This window comes from Croceibacterium segetis, assembly GCF_011320115.1.
GTDB classification, from domain to species: Bacteria; Pseudomonadota; Alphaproteobacteria; order Sphingomonadales; family Sphingomonadaceae; genus Croceibacterium_B; species Croceibacterium_B segetis.
Genome location: NZ_JAANOZ010000006.1, coordinates 35,578 through 52,029, shown reverse-complemented (window position 1 = coordinate 52,029; position 16,452 = coordinate 35,578). Strand labels below are relative to the sequence as shown.

Annotated in this window: 14 protein-coding genes; 9 read left to right on the top strand and 5 right to left on the bottom strand. The window is 67.0% G+C overall.

What is annotated here, in order from left to right:
- The first annotated feature begins 41 nt into the window (after positions 1-41).
- Genes lgt through G7B69_RS08605 form a run of 3 tightly spaced genes read left to right on the top strand, consistent with a single transcriptional unit; the run spans position 42 to position 3,299 of the window.
- Positions 42-992 (top strand): prolipoprotein diacylglyceryl transferase, encoded by a 951-nt coding sequence (gene lgt, locus G7B69_RS08615; RefSeq protein WP_166178237.1) that lies wholly within the window; start codon positions 42-44, stop codon positions 990-992.
- The gene (locus G7B69_RS08610) at positions 989-2,038 is read left to right on the top strand and encodes a class I SAM-dependent methyltransferase (protein ID WP_166178235.1); all 1,050 of its coding nucleotides are present in this window, start codon (positions 989-991) and stop codon (positions 2,036-2,038) included. Before lgt ends, G7B69_RS08610 begins: the two co-directional genes overlap by 4 nt.
- A gap of 1 nt (position 2,039) precedes the next feature.
- Positions 2,040-3,299 (top strand): MFS transporter, encoded by a 1,260-nt coding sequence (locus G7B69_RS08605; RefSeq protein WP_243415088.1) that lies wholly within the window; start codon positions 2,040-2,042, stop codon positions 3,297-3,299.
- 9 nt (positions 3,300-3,308) lie between these two features.
- Here the strand turns inward: G7B69_RS08605 and G7B69_RS08600 are convergent, their stop codons facing one another.
- Positions 3,309-4,736 carry a sensor histidine kinase gene (locus tag G7B69_RS08600; protein ID WP_166178233.1) on the bottom strand — a complete coding sequence of 476 codons (1,428 nt, stop codon included), beginning with the start codon at positions 4,734-4,736 and terminating at the stop codon, positions 3,309-3,311.
- 217 nt (positions 4,737-4,953) lie between these two features.
- Here G7B69_RS08600 and G7B69_RS08595 point away from each other — a divergent pair, with 217 nt between their 5' ends.
- Together G7B69_RS08595 and G7B69_RS08590 are read left to right on the top strand one after the other, a co-directional pair.
- Entirely contained in the window at positions 4,954-6,114 is a 1,161-nt protein-coding gene (locus G7B69_RS08595; protein WP_166178231.1) for an isovaleryl-CoA dehydrogenase, read from the top strand.
- 28 nt (positions 6,115-6,142) lie between these two features.
- Positions 6,143-7,210, top strand: coding sequence for an alpha/beta hydrolase (locus G7B69_RS08590; RefSeq protein WP_166178229.1), 1,068 nt, complete (start codon positions 6,143-6,145; stop codon positions 7,208-7,210).
- 3 nt (positions 7,211-7,213) lie between these two features.
- Here G7B69_RS08590 and G7B69_RS08585 read toward each other — a convergent pair whose 3' ends face one another.
- From G7B69_RS08585 to G7B69_RS08575, 3 genes are all read right to left on the bottom strand, one after another.
- A complete protein-coding gene (locus G7B69_RS08585) occupies positions 7,214-8,041 on the bottom strand; it encodes a DUF2182 domain-containing protein (RefSeq protein WP_166178227.1) in 828 nt (275 codons plus the stop codon).
- The gene (locus G7B69_RS08580; protein WP_166178225.1) at positions 8,041-8,673 is read right to left on the bottom strand and encodes a DUF1326 domain-containing protein; all 633 of its coding nucleotides are present in this window, start codon (positions 8,671-8,673) and stop codon (positions 8,041-8,043) included. The genes G7B69_RS08585 and G7B69_RS08580 overlap by 1 nt, the downstream gene beginning before the upstream one ends.
- Positions 8,674-8,747: 74 nt before the next feature.
- Positions 8,748-9,497, bottom strand: coding sequence for a hypothetical protein (locus G7B69_RS08575; protein ID WP_166178223.1), 750 nt, complete (start codon positions 9,495-9,497; stop codon positions 8,748-8,750).
- Positions 9,498-9,559: 62 nt separating this feature from the next.
- Between G7B69_RS08575 and G7B69_RS08570 the strand changes: the two genes are divergently transcribed.
- From G7B69_RS08570 to G7B69_RS08555, 4 genes are all read left to right on the top strand, one after another.
- Positions 9,560-11,161, top strand: a complete 1,602-nt coding sequence (locus G7B69_RS08570; protein WP_166178221.1) for a carboxyl transferase domain-containing protein — start codon at positions 9,560-9,562, stop codon at positions 11,159-11,161.
- The gene (locus tag G7B69_RS17040; RefSeq protein WP_423717891.1) at positions 11,044-11,523 is read left to right on the top strand and encodes a barstar family protein; all 480 of its coding nucleotides are present in this window, start codon (positions 11,044-11,046) and stop codon (positions 11,521-11,523) included. The genes G7B69_RS08570 and G7B69_RS17040 overlap by 118 nt, the downstream gene beginning before the upstream one ends.
- An 18-nt stretch (positions 11,524-11,541) precedes the next feature.
- The gene (gene trxB, locus G7B69_RS08560; protein ID WP_166178217.1) at positions 11,542-12,516 is read left to right on the top strand and encodes a thioredoxin-disulfide reductase; all 975 of its coding nucleotides are present in this window, start codon (positions 11,542-11,544) and stop codon (positions 12,514-12,516) included.
- Positions 12,517-12,592: 76 nt separating this feature from the next.
- On the top strand, positions 12,593-13,939 hold the full coding sequence (locus tag G7B69_RS08555; RefSeq protein WP_166178215.1) for an MFS transporter: 1,347 nt from the start codon (positions 12,593-12,595) through the stop codon (positions 13,937-13,939).
- On the opposite strand, the gene gyrB is transcribed toward G7B69_RS08555, so the two are convergent.
- A complete protein-coding gene (gyrB, locus tag G7B69_RS08550) occupies positions 13,936-16,440 on the bottom strand; it encodes a DNA topoisomerase (ATP-hydrolyzing) subunit B (protein ID WP_166178213.1) in 2,505 nt (834 codons plus the stop codon). The two genes, G7B69_RS08555 and gyrB, sit on opposite strands and share 4 nt — an antisense overlap.
- Between the last annotated feature and the right edge of the window lie 12 nt (positions 16,441-16,452).

Below are 16,452 nucleotides of genomic sequence, written 5' to 3'. Positions count from 1 at the left end.
CTGTGCCAAAGCGTGGCCGCCAGCCCGAGGGACCGCCACGCATGCTCGATCTGCTTTCCGTTGCCGCCAGTCAGCCGATCCACTGGGCGGACCTTGGGCTGAGGCCGGGAATCGACCTCGGATTTTTCACCCTGCGATTCTACTCGCTGGCTTACCTCGCCGGCATCCTGCTCGCCTATTGGCAGGTTTCCAGGATGATCAAGGCGCCGGGCGCGCCGATGGCGCAGCGCCATGTCGACGACCTGTTCTTCTACTGCACGCTCGGCGTGATAATCGGCGGCCGGCTCGGCTACGCGCTGTTCTACACCGGCGGAGACACCGGCAAGCCGAGCCTGTTCACGCATTTCACGCCCGACCAGACGGTCAGCTGGGACCTGCTGCGGCTGTGGGACGGCGGGATGAGCTTCCATGGCGGCGTGATCGGCGTGCTCGTCGCGATCGGCTGGGTGACGTGGCGCAACGGCCTCTCCTTCCTTCGCGTGTGCGACTACATCGCGGTGAACGTTCCGTTCGGGATGTTCTTCGGCCGCATCGCCAACTTCATCAACGGCGAGCTGTGGGGCCGGCCGGCGGGTGACGGCGTGCCATGGGCGATGGTCTTCCCCGGCGATCCGCTGGGCCTGCCGCGCCATCCGAGCCAGCTCTACGAGGCGTTGCTGGAAGGCGCGCTGCTGATGGCGATCATGCTGCCGCTGTTCTGGAAGACCCGCGCCCGCTTCCGCCCGGGGTTGCTGGTCGGCGTGTTCACCGCAGGCATCGCCTGGGCGCGGTTCTTCGTGGAGTTCTTCCGCGAACCCGATGCGCAGCTCCAGCAGTTCGCCCAGCAGACGGGCCTCAGCATGGGGCAGTGGCTGTCGATTCCGCTCAGCCTCGTCGGTGTGTTCCTGGTGATTTTCGCGCTTCTCCGCCCATCGCTCGCCGGTGGTGCCAACCCCCCGCGGGTCAAGGACGCCGAAGCCCCGGCGATCGAGGCCAAGCCCGCCGGGGAATGACGGCCGAGCGCAGCCTTGCGGACATTTTCCGCCGCCTGATCGCAACGACCGGGCCGATCAGCCTGACGCATTACATGGCCGAGGCCAACGCGCGCTATTACGCCAAGGCCGATCCGTTCGGAGCCGGCGGCGATTTCGTGACCGCGCCCGAGATCAGCCAGATGTTCGGCGAGCTGATAGGGCTGTGGCTGGCCGACATGTGGATCCGCGCGGGACGCGAGGAGCCGGCCCTTTATGTCGAGCTCGGGCCGGGCCGCGGAACGCTGGCGCGCGACGCCCTGCGGGCCATGAAGCGCTACGGTCTCGAGCCGCGGGTGCACTTCGTCGAGACCTCGATCGCGCTCAAGGAACTGCAGCTACACGCTGTGCCGGAGGCGCAGTTCCATCCCGACTTGTCGAACGTGCCGTTCGAAGGCCCGATCCTGCTGGTCGCCAACGAGTTCCTCGACGCTCTGCCGCTGCGCCAGCTGATCCGCACCGCCGACGGCTGGCGCGAAGCCATGGTGGCGACCGAAGGCGACCGCTTCGTCGCCGTCCCCGGCGCGCGGCCGATGGACGCGGCGCTGCCCGAAAGCCGCCGCGGCGAACCCGAGGGCACGCTGATCGAGACCTGCCCCGCGGCGGCGGCGGTGATCTACGAGGTCGCCGGGCGCCTCGCCCAGCAAGGCGGCGCGGCGCTGTTCGTCGATTACGGCCATGCCGAGGAACGCACCGGTTCGACGTTCCAGGCGGTCCGCCGGCACCAGAAGGTCGATCCCTTCGAAGCGCCGGGCGAGGCCGATCTCACCGCCCACGTCGATTTCGCCATGCTCGCCCAAGTCGCGCAATCGCGCGGTGCGCGCTGGCTCGGCACGGTGAGCCAGGGCGAATGGCTGCGCGCGCTCGGCATCGAGGGGCGCGCCGAGGCGCTCAGCGAGTTCGCCCCGCAGCACCGCGCTGCCCTCCACTCGGCGATGCACCGGCTGATCGACGGGGACCAGATGGGCGAGCTGTTCAAGGTCATGGGCCTCGCCGCACCGCACTGGCCCGACGCGGTGGGATTCTAGCGTGGCACACCGCGTTTCCCACCGCTCGCTGGCCGTCGCGGCGCTGTCGACGGTGGTCGAATGGTACGATTTCACCCTTTATCTCTACTTCGCGACGGTCGTTGCGCGGGTGTTCTTCGGCGGTGGAAGCGCCGCGCTGACGACGGCGCTCGGCGGCTTTGCCCTGGCCTACCTGATGCGGCCGTTCGGCGCGGTGGCGTTCGGCCATATCGCCGACCGTCACGGGCGCCGGCCGATGTTGCTCCTGTCGATGGCGCTCATGTCAATGGCGATGCTGCTGACGGCGCTGCTGCCGACATACGCCCAGATTGGGCCGGCGGCCGCCTGGCTGCTGTTCGCCTTGCGCTGCGTGATGGGCTTTTCGGTCGGCGGCGAATACACCGGCGTGATCACCTACCTGCTCGAAGGGGCGAACCCTGCGCGGCGCGGACTGATCGCCTCGCTGGCGGCGGCGGCGAGCGAGATCGGCGCGTTGCTGGCGGTCGGAGTTTCGGCGGTGACCGTGGCGGCGCTCTCCGAAGCGGACCTGCAGGCGTGGGGCTGGCGGATACCTTTCTTCGTCGGCGCGGCGCTCGCCGGGACCGTCTGGCTGGCGCGGCGCGGACTCGAGGAATCGCCCGATTGGGAGCAGCTTCGCGCCGACGGCGAGCTCAAGGCGAACCCGCTCGCGCATGCCGTTTCGCGGCAATGGGGCGGTGTGCTGCGCGCCTTCGCCATCTCTTCGCTGGGTTCGATCACGTACTACGTCGGTATCACCTATGTGCCGGCGTTCCTCGCCTCGGCGGGCTCGATCGGCGAGGCCGCGGCACTGTCGCTGTCGACGATCGCGGCGGTGGCGGTGATCCTCGTCACGCCGCTTGTCGGCGTGCTCTCGGACCGGTTCGGCCGCAGGCCCGCGCTGCTCGTGCTTGCCCTGCTCAGCGCGGCCCTGCCGATTGCGATGTTCTCGCAGATGACCGGCGGCTCGACCGCGCGTGCGCTGCTCGGCGCGGTCGTTTTGGCCCTGGTCGCCGGGGGCGTCAGCGCGGTGGGCGCGATCGCCACCGGCGAGCAATTCAGCCACGAGAGCCGCGCGAGTGGGCTCGGCCTCGGCTACACCGTGGCGACGGCGATCTTCGGCGGGCTTACGCCTTATGTGGCGCAGCGGCTGGTTGAAGCGACCGGATCGCCCCTGATGCCCGGGATCATGATCGCCCTGGTCGCCGTGGCCGCGCTGCCGGTGTTCGCAATGATGCGCGAGACGGCACCCCGGCTGCGCTAGAACGCGCCGTCAGGCGGCGATCGTCGCCTTGGGCAAGGCCAGCTCGACGACCAGGCCATCGTCTTCGAAGCGCCGTTCCCACTTGCCCCCGAGCTGGCCGCTGACGCTCATCTCGACGAGTCGCGAGCCGAAGCCTTCCTTTGGCGATTTCTTGGGTGCCTTGCCGCCGGTTTCGCGCCACAGCAGTTTCACCGTCTCGCCTTTGTCGGCGATCCTAAGCGTGACGGTGCCCTCGCCGGTCGCCAGCGCGCCGTACTTGGCCGAGTTCGTCGCCAGCTCGTGGAAAACCAGCGCCAGCGGCGTGGCGGTGCGCGAATTGATCGCGAGGTCGTCGCCGCTCACCTTCACCCGGGCCCCGTCGCCGCTGCCGTAAGGGGCGAACAGCTCTTCCAGCAGGCTCTGCAGGTTGTCGCGCCTGGCGCCGTCGACCGGACGCACGAACTCGTGCGCGCGGCCGAGCGAGCGGATCGTGGCCGTGAGGTCATCGGCGAGCTCTTTCGCCTCGGGGTGCTGGCGCGCCGACAACGAAACCAGCCCGGCGATCACCGCGAAGATGTTCTTGATCCGGTGGCTCAGCTCCTTGGCCAGCAGCTCGCGGCTTTCGGAGGCCTCGTAGATGTCGTGAATGTCGACAGCGGTGCCGAACCAGCGGATGATCTTGCCCGTCGAATCCCGCACCGGCACGGCGCGCGAGATCATCCAGCGGTACTCGCCGTCGTGACGGCACAAGCGGTGCTCGACCTCGTAGACCTCGCCGGTTTGCAACGCCCGCTGCCACAAGGCGCTGGCCTTCTTCCAGTCCTCCGGGTGAAAGGCGGTTCCTCGCTGATCGTCGGGCAAGCCGGTAAAATCGACCATTCGCTGGTTGAAGTAATCGAAGTGACCCTCGGGAGTCGCCGACCAGGCAATCGCGGGGATCGAATCCGCCAGATTGCGGAACATCTCTTCGCGCGCCTCGACTTCGCGTTCGACCTCCAGTTTCTTGCGGTGAGCGCTCAGCCTGAGCATCACGGCTTGCGCCAGAACCGCGAGTCCCTCCTTCTGCAGGTCGGTCAGGCCGTCGGGCCGCGGCACGGTATCGATGACCGACAGCGTGCCGATCGCCGCGCCTTCGCTCGAGATGAGCGGATGGCCGGCGTAGAACCGGAGGTGCCGCGGGCCAAGGACGTGCGGATTTTCGGCGAAGCGGGGATCGGTGGTGGCATCGCGCACTTCCACCATTTGCCCGTTTTCGATGACATGCCCGCAGAAGGCGATTTCGCGCGGGATCTCGCCGAGAGCCGAGCCCTGCTGGACGAGGAAACGTTCGCTCTCCTCGCCGGCCAGCGTGACGGCGGCAACGCGCACCTCGCACAGGCGCGCCGCAAAGTGGACGATTGCGGCGAGATCGGCGTCGCCTTCGAGGGCATCGGGGGCGTAGCTGGCGAGAATCCGCAAATGCTCCCCGCGTTCGCCAACAGCAGGCGAAGACCGCGGCTCGCGAGGCCCCCGAGAGGATTCGTCGTCGATCATGTAACCCGTCGGCTCGGCAGTAGCCCCAAACCAAGTCCCACAAAACAACTTATGTGGAGCGGGTGCGGGTAGGCAATTGCATCTGTAACCGGTTTGCGGCCGCAAAGGGTCTTGCTAAGGCGGCCCAGCGAGAGGAACCCAAATGCGCGCCACTCCAGAATTCGACTTCGGCCTGTCCGACGAAGCCGAGATGATCCGCGACACCGTCGCCCGCTTCGCCGACGAGCGCATCGCCCCGCTCGCCGAAGCGGTCGACCGCGAGGACCGCTTCCCGCGCGAGCTGTGGAGCGAGATGGGTGAGCTCGGCCTGCACGGGATCACCGTGGCGGAAGCCGACGGCGGGCTTGGCCTCGGCTACCTCGAGCACGCGATCGCGATCGAGGAGGTGAGCCGGGCGAGCGCCTCGGTCGGCCTCAGCTACGGCGCGCATTCAAACTTGTGCATCAACCAGATCGCCCGCTGGGGCACCGCCGAGCAGAAGGCCAAGTACCTGCCAAAGCTCATCAGCGGCGAACATGTCGGCGCACTGGCGATGAGCGAGCCCGGTGCAGGCTCCGACGTCGTCTCGATGAAGCTCAAGGCCGACGCGGTGCAGGGCGGCTTCGTGCTCAACGGCACCAAGTTCTGGATCACCAACGGCCATCAGGCCGAAGTGCTGGTGGTCTATGCCAAGACGGATCCCGCGGCCGGCAGCAAGGGCATCACGGCGTTCATCATCGAGAACGGTTTCGAGGGCTTCGCACCGGGCCAGAAGATCGGCAAGCTCGGCATGCGGGGCAGCCCGACGAGCGAGCTGGTGTTCGAGGATTGCGCGGTTCCCGAGGACAACGTGCTCGGCGCGGTGGGGCAGGGCACGAAAGTGCTGATGAGCGGACTCGACTACGAGCGGGCGGTTCTCGCCGGGGTCCAGCTCGGGATCATGCAGGCGTGCCTCGACACGGTCATCCCTTACGTCCGCGAGCGGACCCAGTTCGGCAAGCCGATCGGCGCGTTCCAGCTGATGCAGGCCAAGGTCGCCGACATGTACGTCGCGCTGCAATCGGCGCGGGCCTACACTTACGCCGTGGCGAAGGCGTGCAGCGCCGGCAAGACGACGCGCTTCGACGCCGCCGGGGCGATCCTGCTGGCCAGCGAGAACGCCTTTCGCGTCGCAGGCGAAGCGGTGCAGGCGCTCGGCGGCGCGGGCTACACCACCGACTGGCCGGTCGAGCGCTATTTGCGGGATGCAAAATTGCTCGACATCGGCGCCGGGACCAATGAGATTAGGCGCATGCTGATCGGAAGAGAGCTGATCGGCGTCTGATCGACACGATAAAGGGAGAGAGGGTCACATGCTCAAGGGATTGCTCGCCGGCGCCGCGGGGCTGTTGGCATTTGTCGCGGTTCCGGCCTCGGCCCAGCCATTGCCGGGTGGGAACATCACCGCGCCGCCGCCGCCGGTCCCGGCCGGGATCAAGGTCGATTCGGTCACCGTTCACAGCAAGGCGCTCGAAGGCAATCTCGAAGGCGACAGCGCCGACCGCAACGCCATGGTCGTGCTCCCGGCGAGCTATGCCAAGAACCCCAAGCGCCGTTACCCGGTGGTCTATTACCTGCATGGGTTCGCGATCGACGGGAGGAACTTCTACAACTTCATGCACGTCCCCGAGGCCGTTGCGCATAATGCGATGGCCGGGCGCGAGTTCATCGTGGTGGTGCCGGATACGCTGACCAAGATGGGCGGCAGCATGTATTCGAGCTCGGTCACCACCGGCGACTTTCAGCGGTTCGTCGCCGACGACCTCGTCAAGTACATCGACAGCCACTACCGCACGATCGCCACGCGCAAGGGCCGCGGGCTGGCCGGGCATTCGATGGGCGGCTACGGCGTGTGGACGATCGGCATGACCCACCCGGGCGTGTTCGGCGGCCTCTATGCCCAGAGCGCCTGCTGCGGCTTGCCGCGCACCGAGACGGTCGATTCCGCCACCAAGATGGCCGCCGTGCCGATAGCCGACGTCGACAAGGCAGGCTTCGGCATGCGCGCCGGCCTCGCCTCGATGGTCGCCTGGTCGCCCAATCCCAAGAACCCGCCCTACTTCGCCGACTTCCCGCTGACCAAGGACAAGGACGGCAAGCCGACGGTCGATCCGCTGGTGATCGCCGAATGGGCCAACAACTCGCCGCTGGCGATGATCCCGAGCCACGTGTGGGCACTGAGAAGCTACGACGCGATCGGCTCCGACGTCGGCACCAAGGACGGGTTGATCAAGGACGACACGGCGATCCACGAGATGCTCGACAAGCAGGGGATCGCCAACCAGTGGGCGACGTACGAAGGCACCCACGTCGACAAGATCGCCCAGCGCTTCGACCAGGTCGTGCTGCCGTTCTTCGCCCAGCACCTGGCGAAGAAGTAGCGCTCAGGCGAAGGCCACCCACGCGCCCCAGGCGATAAAGCCCAGGCCGGCCGCCTGCCCCAGGCGGCGGCCGCCCGGCAGCAGCTTCTCGCCGGCGACGAGCAGGCTGAGCAGCGCGATCCACGCGAGATTCATCACCCCGCCGACGAACAGCAGCGCCATCAGCAGCCAGCAGCAGCCGAGGCACCAGGCGCCATGGATCCCGCCCATGCGCAAGGCGCCGAGGCGCCCGGGGCGGAAATGACGCGAGAGAAACGCCGCCGGGCTTCGGCAATGCGAGAGGCAGGCTTCCTTGAGCGGGCTCAATTGATAGAGCCCGGCACCGGCGAGAAGCGCCGCCGCGAGCCACTTCGCCGTTGCGTCCATCGTCATCGGCGCGATCACGCCCGAGCGCTGCAGGGCGTCCTGCAAGCCCGCCGCCGCCAGAGAGAACAACCCCCAGACGGCGAGATAACCGGCGAGGAAATGCCCCGGCGCCGGACGTACCGCGACCGCCTGTGCCGGTGCTGCCCGGGCATAAAGCAGGATCACTGGCGCGGCGGCGGGCAGCATCATCGCCACCATCATCACCCACCACATCGATACCGCGATGAGCAGCTGTCCGGCGCCCCAGCCGGCAGGTTCGGACGTCGCAACGCCCGCCATGCCCTCCATTCCGGTCATCGCGTCGGGTCCCGGCGCACGGGGCGCGAACGGAAGCCACGCCTGTGCGCCCATGCCCATTCCGGCTCCGGCGAACAGCCACCCCCACGCGAGCAGCGTCAATACTGCGAGAGCAGCGATGGTGAGGCTTCGCTGGCGGCGCAGCGTAGCCTCGATCGGCGCCGCCATCAGGCCTGGACGATCCCGTGACTGTCGAGGTGCAGATGGGCGAACTGGGCGTAACTGTCGTTGTGGGCAAACGGTACGGGCGAGATCGACCGGCTGACGCCCGAGCCCACTTCGGCCACTTCGTATTCGAACCCGCCCTCCAGCCGAATCTGCGCCCGGATGGGCTCGCCGCTGACAATGCTCTTGATTGGCACGCCGTCCATCTCGACCTTGCCGTCGATCCGCAGCCGGCCCGTGCGCTCCTCGACGTCGACGTCGAACTCGATCGGCACGAACTGCGGCTCGTGGAAGGTCTCGACCATCGCCGAGAAGACCGCGAACACCGTGGCGAAGGGATCGGTGTCGCCCCCCGTCATGATCGTCAGCAGGGCCTTGCGCTGCTCCTCGGTCGCCCGTTCGTCGACGAACGCGGCGGCTTCGCCATGCCCTTCGTGGATCGGTCCCGGCCAGCGGAACGCCCCGGCGATCTTCAGCCCCGAGAGGTCGGTCTCGCCGTGATAGCCTTGCTCGATGTCCATCGCGAACACCGCCTGGCACCCGCCCTTGTCGGGCAAGCCGCCGAACTGGCAGTTGCAGCCGTATTCGCAGTTACAGTTGGCCATCTCGCGGCCCTTGAGCATCCAGTAGGTCATGCGTGCCTCCCTGTGCTTCGTGTGGGCAACGTAGCAAATTCGTCAGGCGTGTGGGAGTCCGACGCAAACAGCCCTTATTCACTGCTTGTGCGGGGCGGCAGGGTGGGCGGCTCGGGGAAGGGCTGAGCTTGTGCCTTCAATTGTTCGAGCGCCAGCGGCGCGGCGGGAAGGGCAAAGCGTTCGGGATCAATCCGATCACACGAGACATCGGTCAACTCGACGTTGATCATCCTTATCGGGGTGCCAGTCGCCAGGAATCGCAGGAAATCCTGACCGAACTGCCCGAATCCGGGGAACATGTTTCCCATGGCGCCCATCATGTCGGCGTTCATGGCGGCGATCCCTTTCCCCAACGGCGCTATGCGGGGGTCATCGCTCATCACGAATGCAGCATAAGGGCCGGGCTTGCCGGTGTCTGACTTGAAGCCGAAGGCGGTGCCCTTCCATGGGCCGACGCTCTCGGGGCCGATTTTAGCGAATTCCGTTTGCGGTGCTTTGCCTGCGGCATCTGCCAGTCGGTCAGATAGGCCGATTCGACGCAGCGTGTCGGCCTGGACGGCCAACATGTCGGCCACGCGCTCGACGACCGGGCCGGCTTCACCCCGGCCCACCGTGTAGACGACGCCTGACTTCAACAGAAAGTAGTTCGCTTGCCCCGCCATTTGCATGCGCACGTCACCCGCATCGTTCGTCTCGATGGTCATTTCCATCGTGAAGAACGCGTTCTTGTCCTTGGTTTCGTAGCGTCCCGCCACGTCGGCAGCAGCCGGGAAGGCGAACGCCGACAGAGCCAGCCCGAACACGGCAGTCAAAAGCACGCGCATCGAGTCCTCCCCCTTATCGCCCGCTTGGCGCGGTGCGGCTTCGCCGCTACGACCGGCAAAGAATGACGGCGCCAACGCTAACCAGCAAGCTCGATCTCGAAAGCGCCGAGGCGAAAGCCCGCGCGGCGCACAACCGTGCGCTGGCGGAAGACCTGCGCGCCAAGGTCGCCGCCGCGGCGCTCGGCGGGCCGGAGAAAAGCCGTGAGCGCCACACCGAGCGCGGCAAGCTGCTCCCGCGCGAGCGGGTCGAGCGGCTGCTCGATCCGGGCTCGCCGTTTCTCGAAATCGGCCAGCTCGCCGCCAACGGCGTCTATGACGACGACATTCCCGGCGCGGGGATGATCGCGGGGGTGGGGCGCGTCTCGGGCCGGCAGTGCATGATCGTCGCCAACGACGCGACGGTGAAGGGCGGCACCTACTACCCGCTGACGGTCAAGAAGCACTTGCGGGCGCAGGAGATCGCCCGCGAGAACCGCTTGCCGTGCCTGTACCTGGTCGACAGCGGCGGGGCCAACCTGCCCCACCAGGCCGAGGTCTTTCCCGACCGCGATCACTTCGGGCGGATCTTCTACAACCAGGCGCAGATGAGCGCGGCGCGCATCCCGCAGATCGCCTGCGTGATGGGCTCGTGCACCGCCGGCGGCGCTTATGTCCCGGCGATGAGCGACGAGAGCGTGATCGTGCGCGATCAGGGCACGATCTTCCTCGCCGGCCCGCCGCTGGTGAAAGCCGCCACGGGCGAGGAGATCAGCGCCGAGGATTTGGGCGGCGGCGACCTGCACGCGAGGAAATCGGGCGTGGTCGACCACCTCGCCGAGAACGACGAGCATGCGCTGACAATCCTGCGCGACATCGTCAGCCATCTCGGTGCGAACGAAGGCGCCACGCTCGACCTCAAGGACCCGCGCCCGCCGAAGTTCGACGCCGAGGACCTCTACGCCATCGTCCCCGAGGACGTCCGCGCCCCCTACGATGTCCACGAGGTCATCGCCCGACTGGTCGACGGCAGCGAGTTCCACGAGTTCAAGGCGCTTTACGGCTCCACGCTGGTCTGCGGCTTCGCGCATATCTGGGGCATGCCCGTGGCGATCCTTGCCAACAACGGCGTGCTGTTTTCCGAAAGCGCGCTGAAGGGCGCGCATTTCATCGAACTCGCCTGCCAGCGCGGCATCCCGCTGCTGTTCCTGCAGAACATCTCGGGGTTCATGGTCGGCGGCCGATACGAGGCCGAGGGCATCGCCAAGCACGGCGCCAAGCTGGTGACCGCGGTCGCCACCGCGCAAGTGCCGAAGATCACCGTGGTCATTGGTGGCAGCTTCGGCGCCGGCAACTACGGCATGTGCGGCCGCGCCTATTCCCCGCGCTTCCTGTTCACCTGGCCGAATGCCCGCATCAGCGTGATGGGCGGCGAGCAGGCGGCGAGCGTGCTGGCGACCGTCCACCGCGACGCCGACAAGTGGGACGAGCGCGAGGCCGAAGTCTTCAAGGCCCCGATCCGCGAGACTTACGAACGCGAAGGCAACCCCTACTACGCCACCGCCCGCCTGTGGGACGACGGCGTGATCGACCCGGTGCAGACGCGCGACGTGCTGGGGCTGGCGCTGGGCGTGTGCTTGGAGGCGCCGATACCGGAGCAGGTGAGGTTTGGGGTGTTCCGGATGTGACAACTAACGTCATCTTGGACGGAAGATTTATCCGCAGTGAAGCCGATTTTCACGACTTGATCGAGGGTTCGGCTCGCGCAGCGGGCTTTGAAGGTTACGGTCGCAATCTCGACGCTTTGTGGGATGTAGTGACAGCGATTCTTCCCCAACCGGTTGAGGTACATTGGCTCAATGAAAATGCATGTCGCGCTGCCTTAGGAGATCGCTTCGATCGAATTGTATCCGTCTTTCGCGATGCCGAGGACAAATTGGGATCGTCATTCCGCTTTGAGATGGAAGCGTGGCCGCGCATCGGCCCAAGTCGGGGAGGACTTTGGACCCTCGCTTGCCCTTGTTCCGGGTCAACCTTACCTAGCGGGTAACGATTCTCCCGAGGCCCCATGACCACCCACACCACCCGCATGCTCATCATCGGCTCCGGCCCGGCCGGACTCTCAGCCGCCATTTACGGCGCGCGCGCCGGGATGCAGCCGATCGTGGTCCAGGGCTTGCAGCCGGGCGGGCAACTGACGATCACCACCGACGTCGAGAACTATCCCGGCTTCCGCGACGTGATCCAGGGCCCATGGCTGATGCAGGAGATGGAGGCGCAGGCGGTCCATGTCGGCACGCGGATGATGTGGGATACGATCACGGAAGTCGACATCGCCGGCGGCACGCCGTTCCGCGCCAAGGGCGACAGCGGCGACGAATACGTCGGCGACGTGCTGGTGATCGCCACCGGGGCGCAGGCTAAGTGGCTCGGCGCGCCGGGCGAGGAGCGGCTTTCAGGCAAGGGCGTCTCCGCCTGCGCGACGTGCGACGGGTTCTTCTACCGCGGCAAGAAGGTCGCGGTGATCGGCGGCGGCAACACTGCGGTCGAGGAGGCGCTCTACCTCACCAACCATTCCGACGACGTGACCCTGATCCACCGCCGCGACGAGCTGCGCGCCGAGAAGATCCTGCAGGACCGGCTGTTCGCCCACCCGAAGATCAGCGTGATCTGGAACAAGCGGGTCGAGGAATTCCTCGGCGACCCGCTCGACGGCGGGCTCACCGGGCTCAAGCTGGTCGACAGCCTGACCGGCGCGGAGAGCGAGTTCGACTGCGAGGGCGCGTTCGTCGCCATCGGTCACGCCCCGGCGACCGAGCTGTTCAAGGGCAAGCTCGAGATGGACGCGAACGGCTACCTGATCGTCGAGCCGGGCACGCCCAAGACCAATGTTCCCGGAGTCTTCGCCTGCGGCGACGTGTCGGACCACATCTACCGCCAGGCGGTCACCGCCGCCGGGACGGGATGCATGGCGGCGCTCGATGCCGAGCGTTTCCTGGCGACGCTGGAGTTCGCCAAGCACGAGGCCGAAGCGGCGGAGTAAGCGCTTGCCAACCGGAACCTGATCGCCGACCTTTCCGCCCGATGCGGTCAAACCGCACGCGGGGGGAGGATCGGCAATGGCGGGCGAGGCGATCGGCCAGAAGCGGGTGGTTGAGCCGTTCCCGGCGAAAACCGCGGCCTGGTATGCCGTATGGATGATCGCGCTGGCCAACGCGCTCGACGCCGTCGACCGCGGCGGGATCTCGCTGCTGATCGAGCCGATCAAGCGCGACCTGCACCTCAGCGATACCGAGGTCAGCCTGTTGACCGGCTTTTCGTTCTCTCTGTTCTACGGTCTTATCGGCCTGCCTCTCTCGCGCCTGGCGGACACCTCGAACCGCAAGCGCATCATCGGCAGCGTGATGATGATCTGGAGCCTGGCGACCAGCGCGATCGCCTTCGTGCAGGGCTTCTGGGCGCTGTTCGCCCTGCGCGGCGTCACCGGCTCGGCGGTCTCGCTCAAGGGCCCCAACGGCCTATCGATGATCTCCGACCAGGTCCCGCGGCACAAGCTGCCGACGGCGATGGCGATCTACAACGGCGGGGTCTCGGTCGGCTCGGGCTTCACCAGCATTATCGTCGGCATGCTGCTCGGCTGGCTCGGCGGCAAGGTGTTCAACGTTTTCGGCGTGGCCCTACACGATTGGCAGATGGTCTTCCTGATCATCGGCACGCCGGGCGTGGTGCTGGGCCTGATCTTCCTGCTGACCGTGCGCGAACCGCCCCGTCGCGGCCGCGCGACGACCATGCGCCTGCCGATCCTCGACGTGTTCCGCTTCCTCTGGCGCGAACGGCCGATCTTCTTTCCTTTCATCATCGGCTCGGCCTTGTTGCAGATCGAGGCTTACGGCGTGCTGCAGTGGCGCTTCCCGTTCTTCAGCCGCACCTTCGGCTGGAGCCCCGCCTTCTTCGGCCCCCTCTCGGGCACCGCGACGCTGATCCTGACGCCCATCGGCCTGGGGCTCGGCGCCTGGCTCGGGCAGAGTTGGGAGCGGCGCGGCGACACCGGCGCGATGGTGAAGCTTTCCATCCTGGGGTCGTGCCTCAGCCTGCCGGTGACGCTGGCCATGCTTCTGGCGCCCGATCCGTGGACGGCGTTCGTGCTGTCGTGTCTGTCGACGGTCGGCATCGGCGTGTCCGCGCCGGGCGCGGTCGCCGCGCTGCAGAACGTCACGCCGAACGAATTCCGCGGCCAGATCAGCGCGCTCTACCTGTTCACCATCGGCGTGATCGGCGGTGGGCTCGGCCCGGTCGCCGTCGGCCTGTTCACCGACTACGCGTTCCACGACGAAGCGATGCTGCGCTATTCTCTGGTCGTGGTGACGGTGATCTTCGGCGGTCTCGGGCTGTGGCTCAAGTTCGTCTGCCTCGCGCCTTACAAGGAGCGCGTGGGACGAGTCATCGCCGTGGAGCGATCCGCCTAGATATCGAGATTGGCGACGTTGAGGGCGTTGTCCTGGATGAACTCGCGGCGCGGTTCGACCACGTCGCCCATCAGCCGGGTGAAGATCTCGTCGGTCACGTCGGCGTCCTCGACCTTGACCTGCAGGAGGATGCGGTTCTCCGGATCGAGCGTGGTCTCCCACAGCTGCTCGGCATTCATCTCGCCGAGGCCCTTGTAGCGGGCGATGGCGAGGCCCTTGCGGCCGGCGGCGAGCACCGTGTCCAGCAGTTCGGTCGGGCGGGTGATTGCGCCCTCTCGCGCGATCGGCGCCGCCTGCGCTTCACCGTCCTCGTCGCTTTCGGCGACCGGCTCGGGTTCCGGCTCGGCCGCGGCGGCCCGCACCAGCCGCGCGGGCGCGACGAACACCTCGGCGTGGGTCTTGGCGAGCGTGTGCAGCTTGCGCGCCTCGGCGCTGGTGACGAAGTTGGCGTCGATCAGGTGCGCGTCGGTGACCCCGCGCCACACGCGGTCGAAGCGGATCGTTCCTTCGGGTGAGAGCGAGGCCGACCATGTCGCCTCCTGGTCGCCCATCGCCAGCCGTTCGGCAGCGCGTTGCAGCGCCGCTTCGCGGCCATTGCGGTCGAGCGCCGGGTCGAGCGCGCCGGCGATGGCCATCTGCTCGATCAGCGCCGCATCGTAACGCCGCGGAACGAAGGCGATCAGGTTGCGCAGGCGCAGCGCATGCTCGACCAGCTTGGCGAGATCGGGCCCGCTGCGCGCTCCGCCCGCGGCCTCGAGCACGCGGCCCTGCAGGCCGGCCTCGACGAGGTAACGGTCGAGCGCCGCCTGGTCCTTGAGATAGACTTCGCTGCGCCCTTTGCTGACCTTGAACAGCGGCGGCTGGGCGATGAACAGGTGCCCGGCCTTGATGATGTCGGGCATCTGCCGCTGGAAGAACGTCAGCAGCAGTGTGCGGATGTGCGCGCCGTCGACGTCGGCGTCGGTCATGATAACGATTTTGTGGTAGCGCAGCTTTTCGAGGTTGAACTCGTCGCGCAGGCCGGTGCCCATCGCCTGGATCAGCGTGCCGACTTCCTTGCTCGAGATGATCCTGTCGAACCGTGCGCGCTCGACGTTGAGGATCTTGCCGCGCAAGGGAAGGATCGCCTGGTACTGGCTGTCGCGGCCGCTCTTGGCCGAACCGCCGGCGGAATCGCCCTCGACCAGGAACAGCTCGCACAGCGCCGGGTCGCGCTCGCGGCAGTCGCTGAGCTTGCCGGGCAGGCTGGCGATGTCGAGCGCGCCCTTGCGGCGGGTCAGCTCCCGCGCCTTGCGCGCGGCTTCGCGCGCGGCCGCGGCGTCAATCACCTTCTGGATGATCGACTTGGCGTCGGCCGGGTTTTCTTCCAGCCACTCGTTCATCTTGTCGCCCATCAGGCTTTCGAGCGGTTGGCGGACTTCCGAGCTGACCAGTTTGTCCTTGGTCTGCGAGCTGAACTTGGGATCGGGCAGCTTGACGCTGACGATCGCGGTCAGCCCTTCGCGCATGTCCTCCCCGGTCAGGGTGACCTTTTCCTTCTTCAGCAGGCCCGAGCGTTCGGCGTAGTTGTTGAGCGTGCGGGTCAGCGCGGCGCGGAACGCGGCCAGATGAGTGCCACCGTCACGCTGGGGGATGTTGTTGGTGAAGCACAGCACGTTCTCGTAGTACGAATCGTTCCACTCGAGGGCGACGTCGATGCCGATGCCGTCGCGCTCGGCCGAAACCGAGATCGGCTCGGGCACCAGCGGCACCTTGTTGCGGTCGAGGTACTTCACGAAGGCGGCGATGCCGCCCTCGTAGTAGAGGTCGTGCGACACGACGTCGGCATGGCGCTTGTCGTGCAGCTGGATGTGCACGCCCGAATTGAGGAAGGCGAGCTCGCGGTAACGGTGCTCGAGCTTCTCGAAATCGAATTCGGTGACGTTCTTGAAAGTGTCGGTCGAGGGCATGAAGGTGACGCGCGTGCCGGTCCGTTCACGCCCGGCGTCGCCCTTGATCTCGAGCGGCGAGACCGCGTCCCCATGCTCGAAGCGCATCCAGTGCTCCTGGCCGTTGCGCCAGATGGTCAGCTCGAGCCATTCGGACAGCGCGTTGACCACCGAGACGCCGACGCCGTGGAGGCCTCCCGAGACCTTGTAGGCGTTGTCGTCGCTGGTGTTCTCGAACTTTCCGCCGGCGTGGAGCTGGGTCATGATGACCTCGGCCGCGGAAACACCTTCCTCGGCGTGGATGTCGACCGGGATGCCGCGGCCGTTGTCCTCGACAGAGACCGAGCCGTCAGGATTGAGTTCGATCAGCACCAGGTCGCAATGCCCGGCGAGCGCCTCGTCGATCGCATTGTCGGAAACCTCGAACACCATGTGGTGCAGGCCCGATCCGTCGTCGGTGTCGCCGATGTACATGCCGGGCCGCTTGCGAACGGCGTCGAGGCCCTTGAGGACCTTGATGCTCTCGGCATCGTAGGCGTTGGCGTTGGGGGTCTGCGGGGGGGTCTCGTCCATGACCATCATATA

Excerpts from the sequence above, each read along its gene's own strand:
- G7B69_RS08580 (WP_166178225.1), bottom strand. The coding sequence starts at position 8,673 with ATGACCTACTGGATGCTCAAGGGCCGCGAGATGGCCAACTGTAACTGC.
- G7B69_RS08575 (WP_166178223.1), bottom strand. The coding sequence starts at position 9,497 with ATGCGCGTGCTTTTGACTGCCGTGTTCGGGCTGGCTCTGTCGGCGTTC.
- trxB (WP_166178217.1), top strand. The coding sequence starts at position 11,542 with ATGACCACCCACACCACCCGCATGCTCATCATCGGCTCCGGCCCGGCC.
- G7B69_RS08610 (WP_166178235.1), top strand. The coding sequence starts at position 989 with ATGACGGCCGAGCGCAGCCTTGCGGACATTTTCCGCCGCCTGATCGCA.
- G7B69_RS08555 (WP_166178215.1), top strand. The coding sequence starts at position 12,593 with ATGGCGGGCGAGGCGATCGGCCAGAAGCGGGTGGTTGAGCCGTTCCCG.
- lgt (WP_166178237.1), top strand. The coding sequence starts at position 42 with ATGCTCGATCTGCTTTCCGTTGCCGCCAGTCAGCCGATCCACTGGGCG.
- gyrB (WP_166178213.1), bottom strand. The coding sequence starts at position 16,440 with ATGGACGAGACCCCCCCGCAGACCCCCAACGCCAACGCCTACGATGCC.
- G7B69_RS08595 (WP_166178231.1), top strand. The coding sequence starts at position 4,954 with ATGCGCGCCACTCCAGAATTCGACTTCGGCCTGTCCGACGAAGCCGAG.
- G7B69_RS08570 (WP_166178221.1), top strand. The coding sequence starts at position 9,560 with ATGACGGCGCCAACGCTAACCAGCAAGCTCGATCTCGAAAGCGCCGAG.
- G7B69_RS08590 (WP_166178229.1), top strand. The coding sequence starts at position 6,143 with ATGCTCAAGGGATTGCTCGCCGGCGCCGCGGGGCTGTTGGCATTTGTC.
- G7B69_RS08585 (WP_166178227.1), bottom strand. The coding sequence starts at position 8,041 with ATGGCGGCGCCGATCGAGGCTACGCTGCGCCGCCAGCGAAGCCTCACC.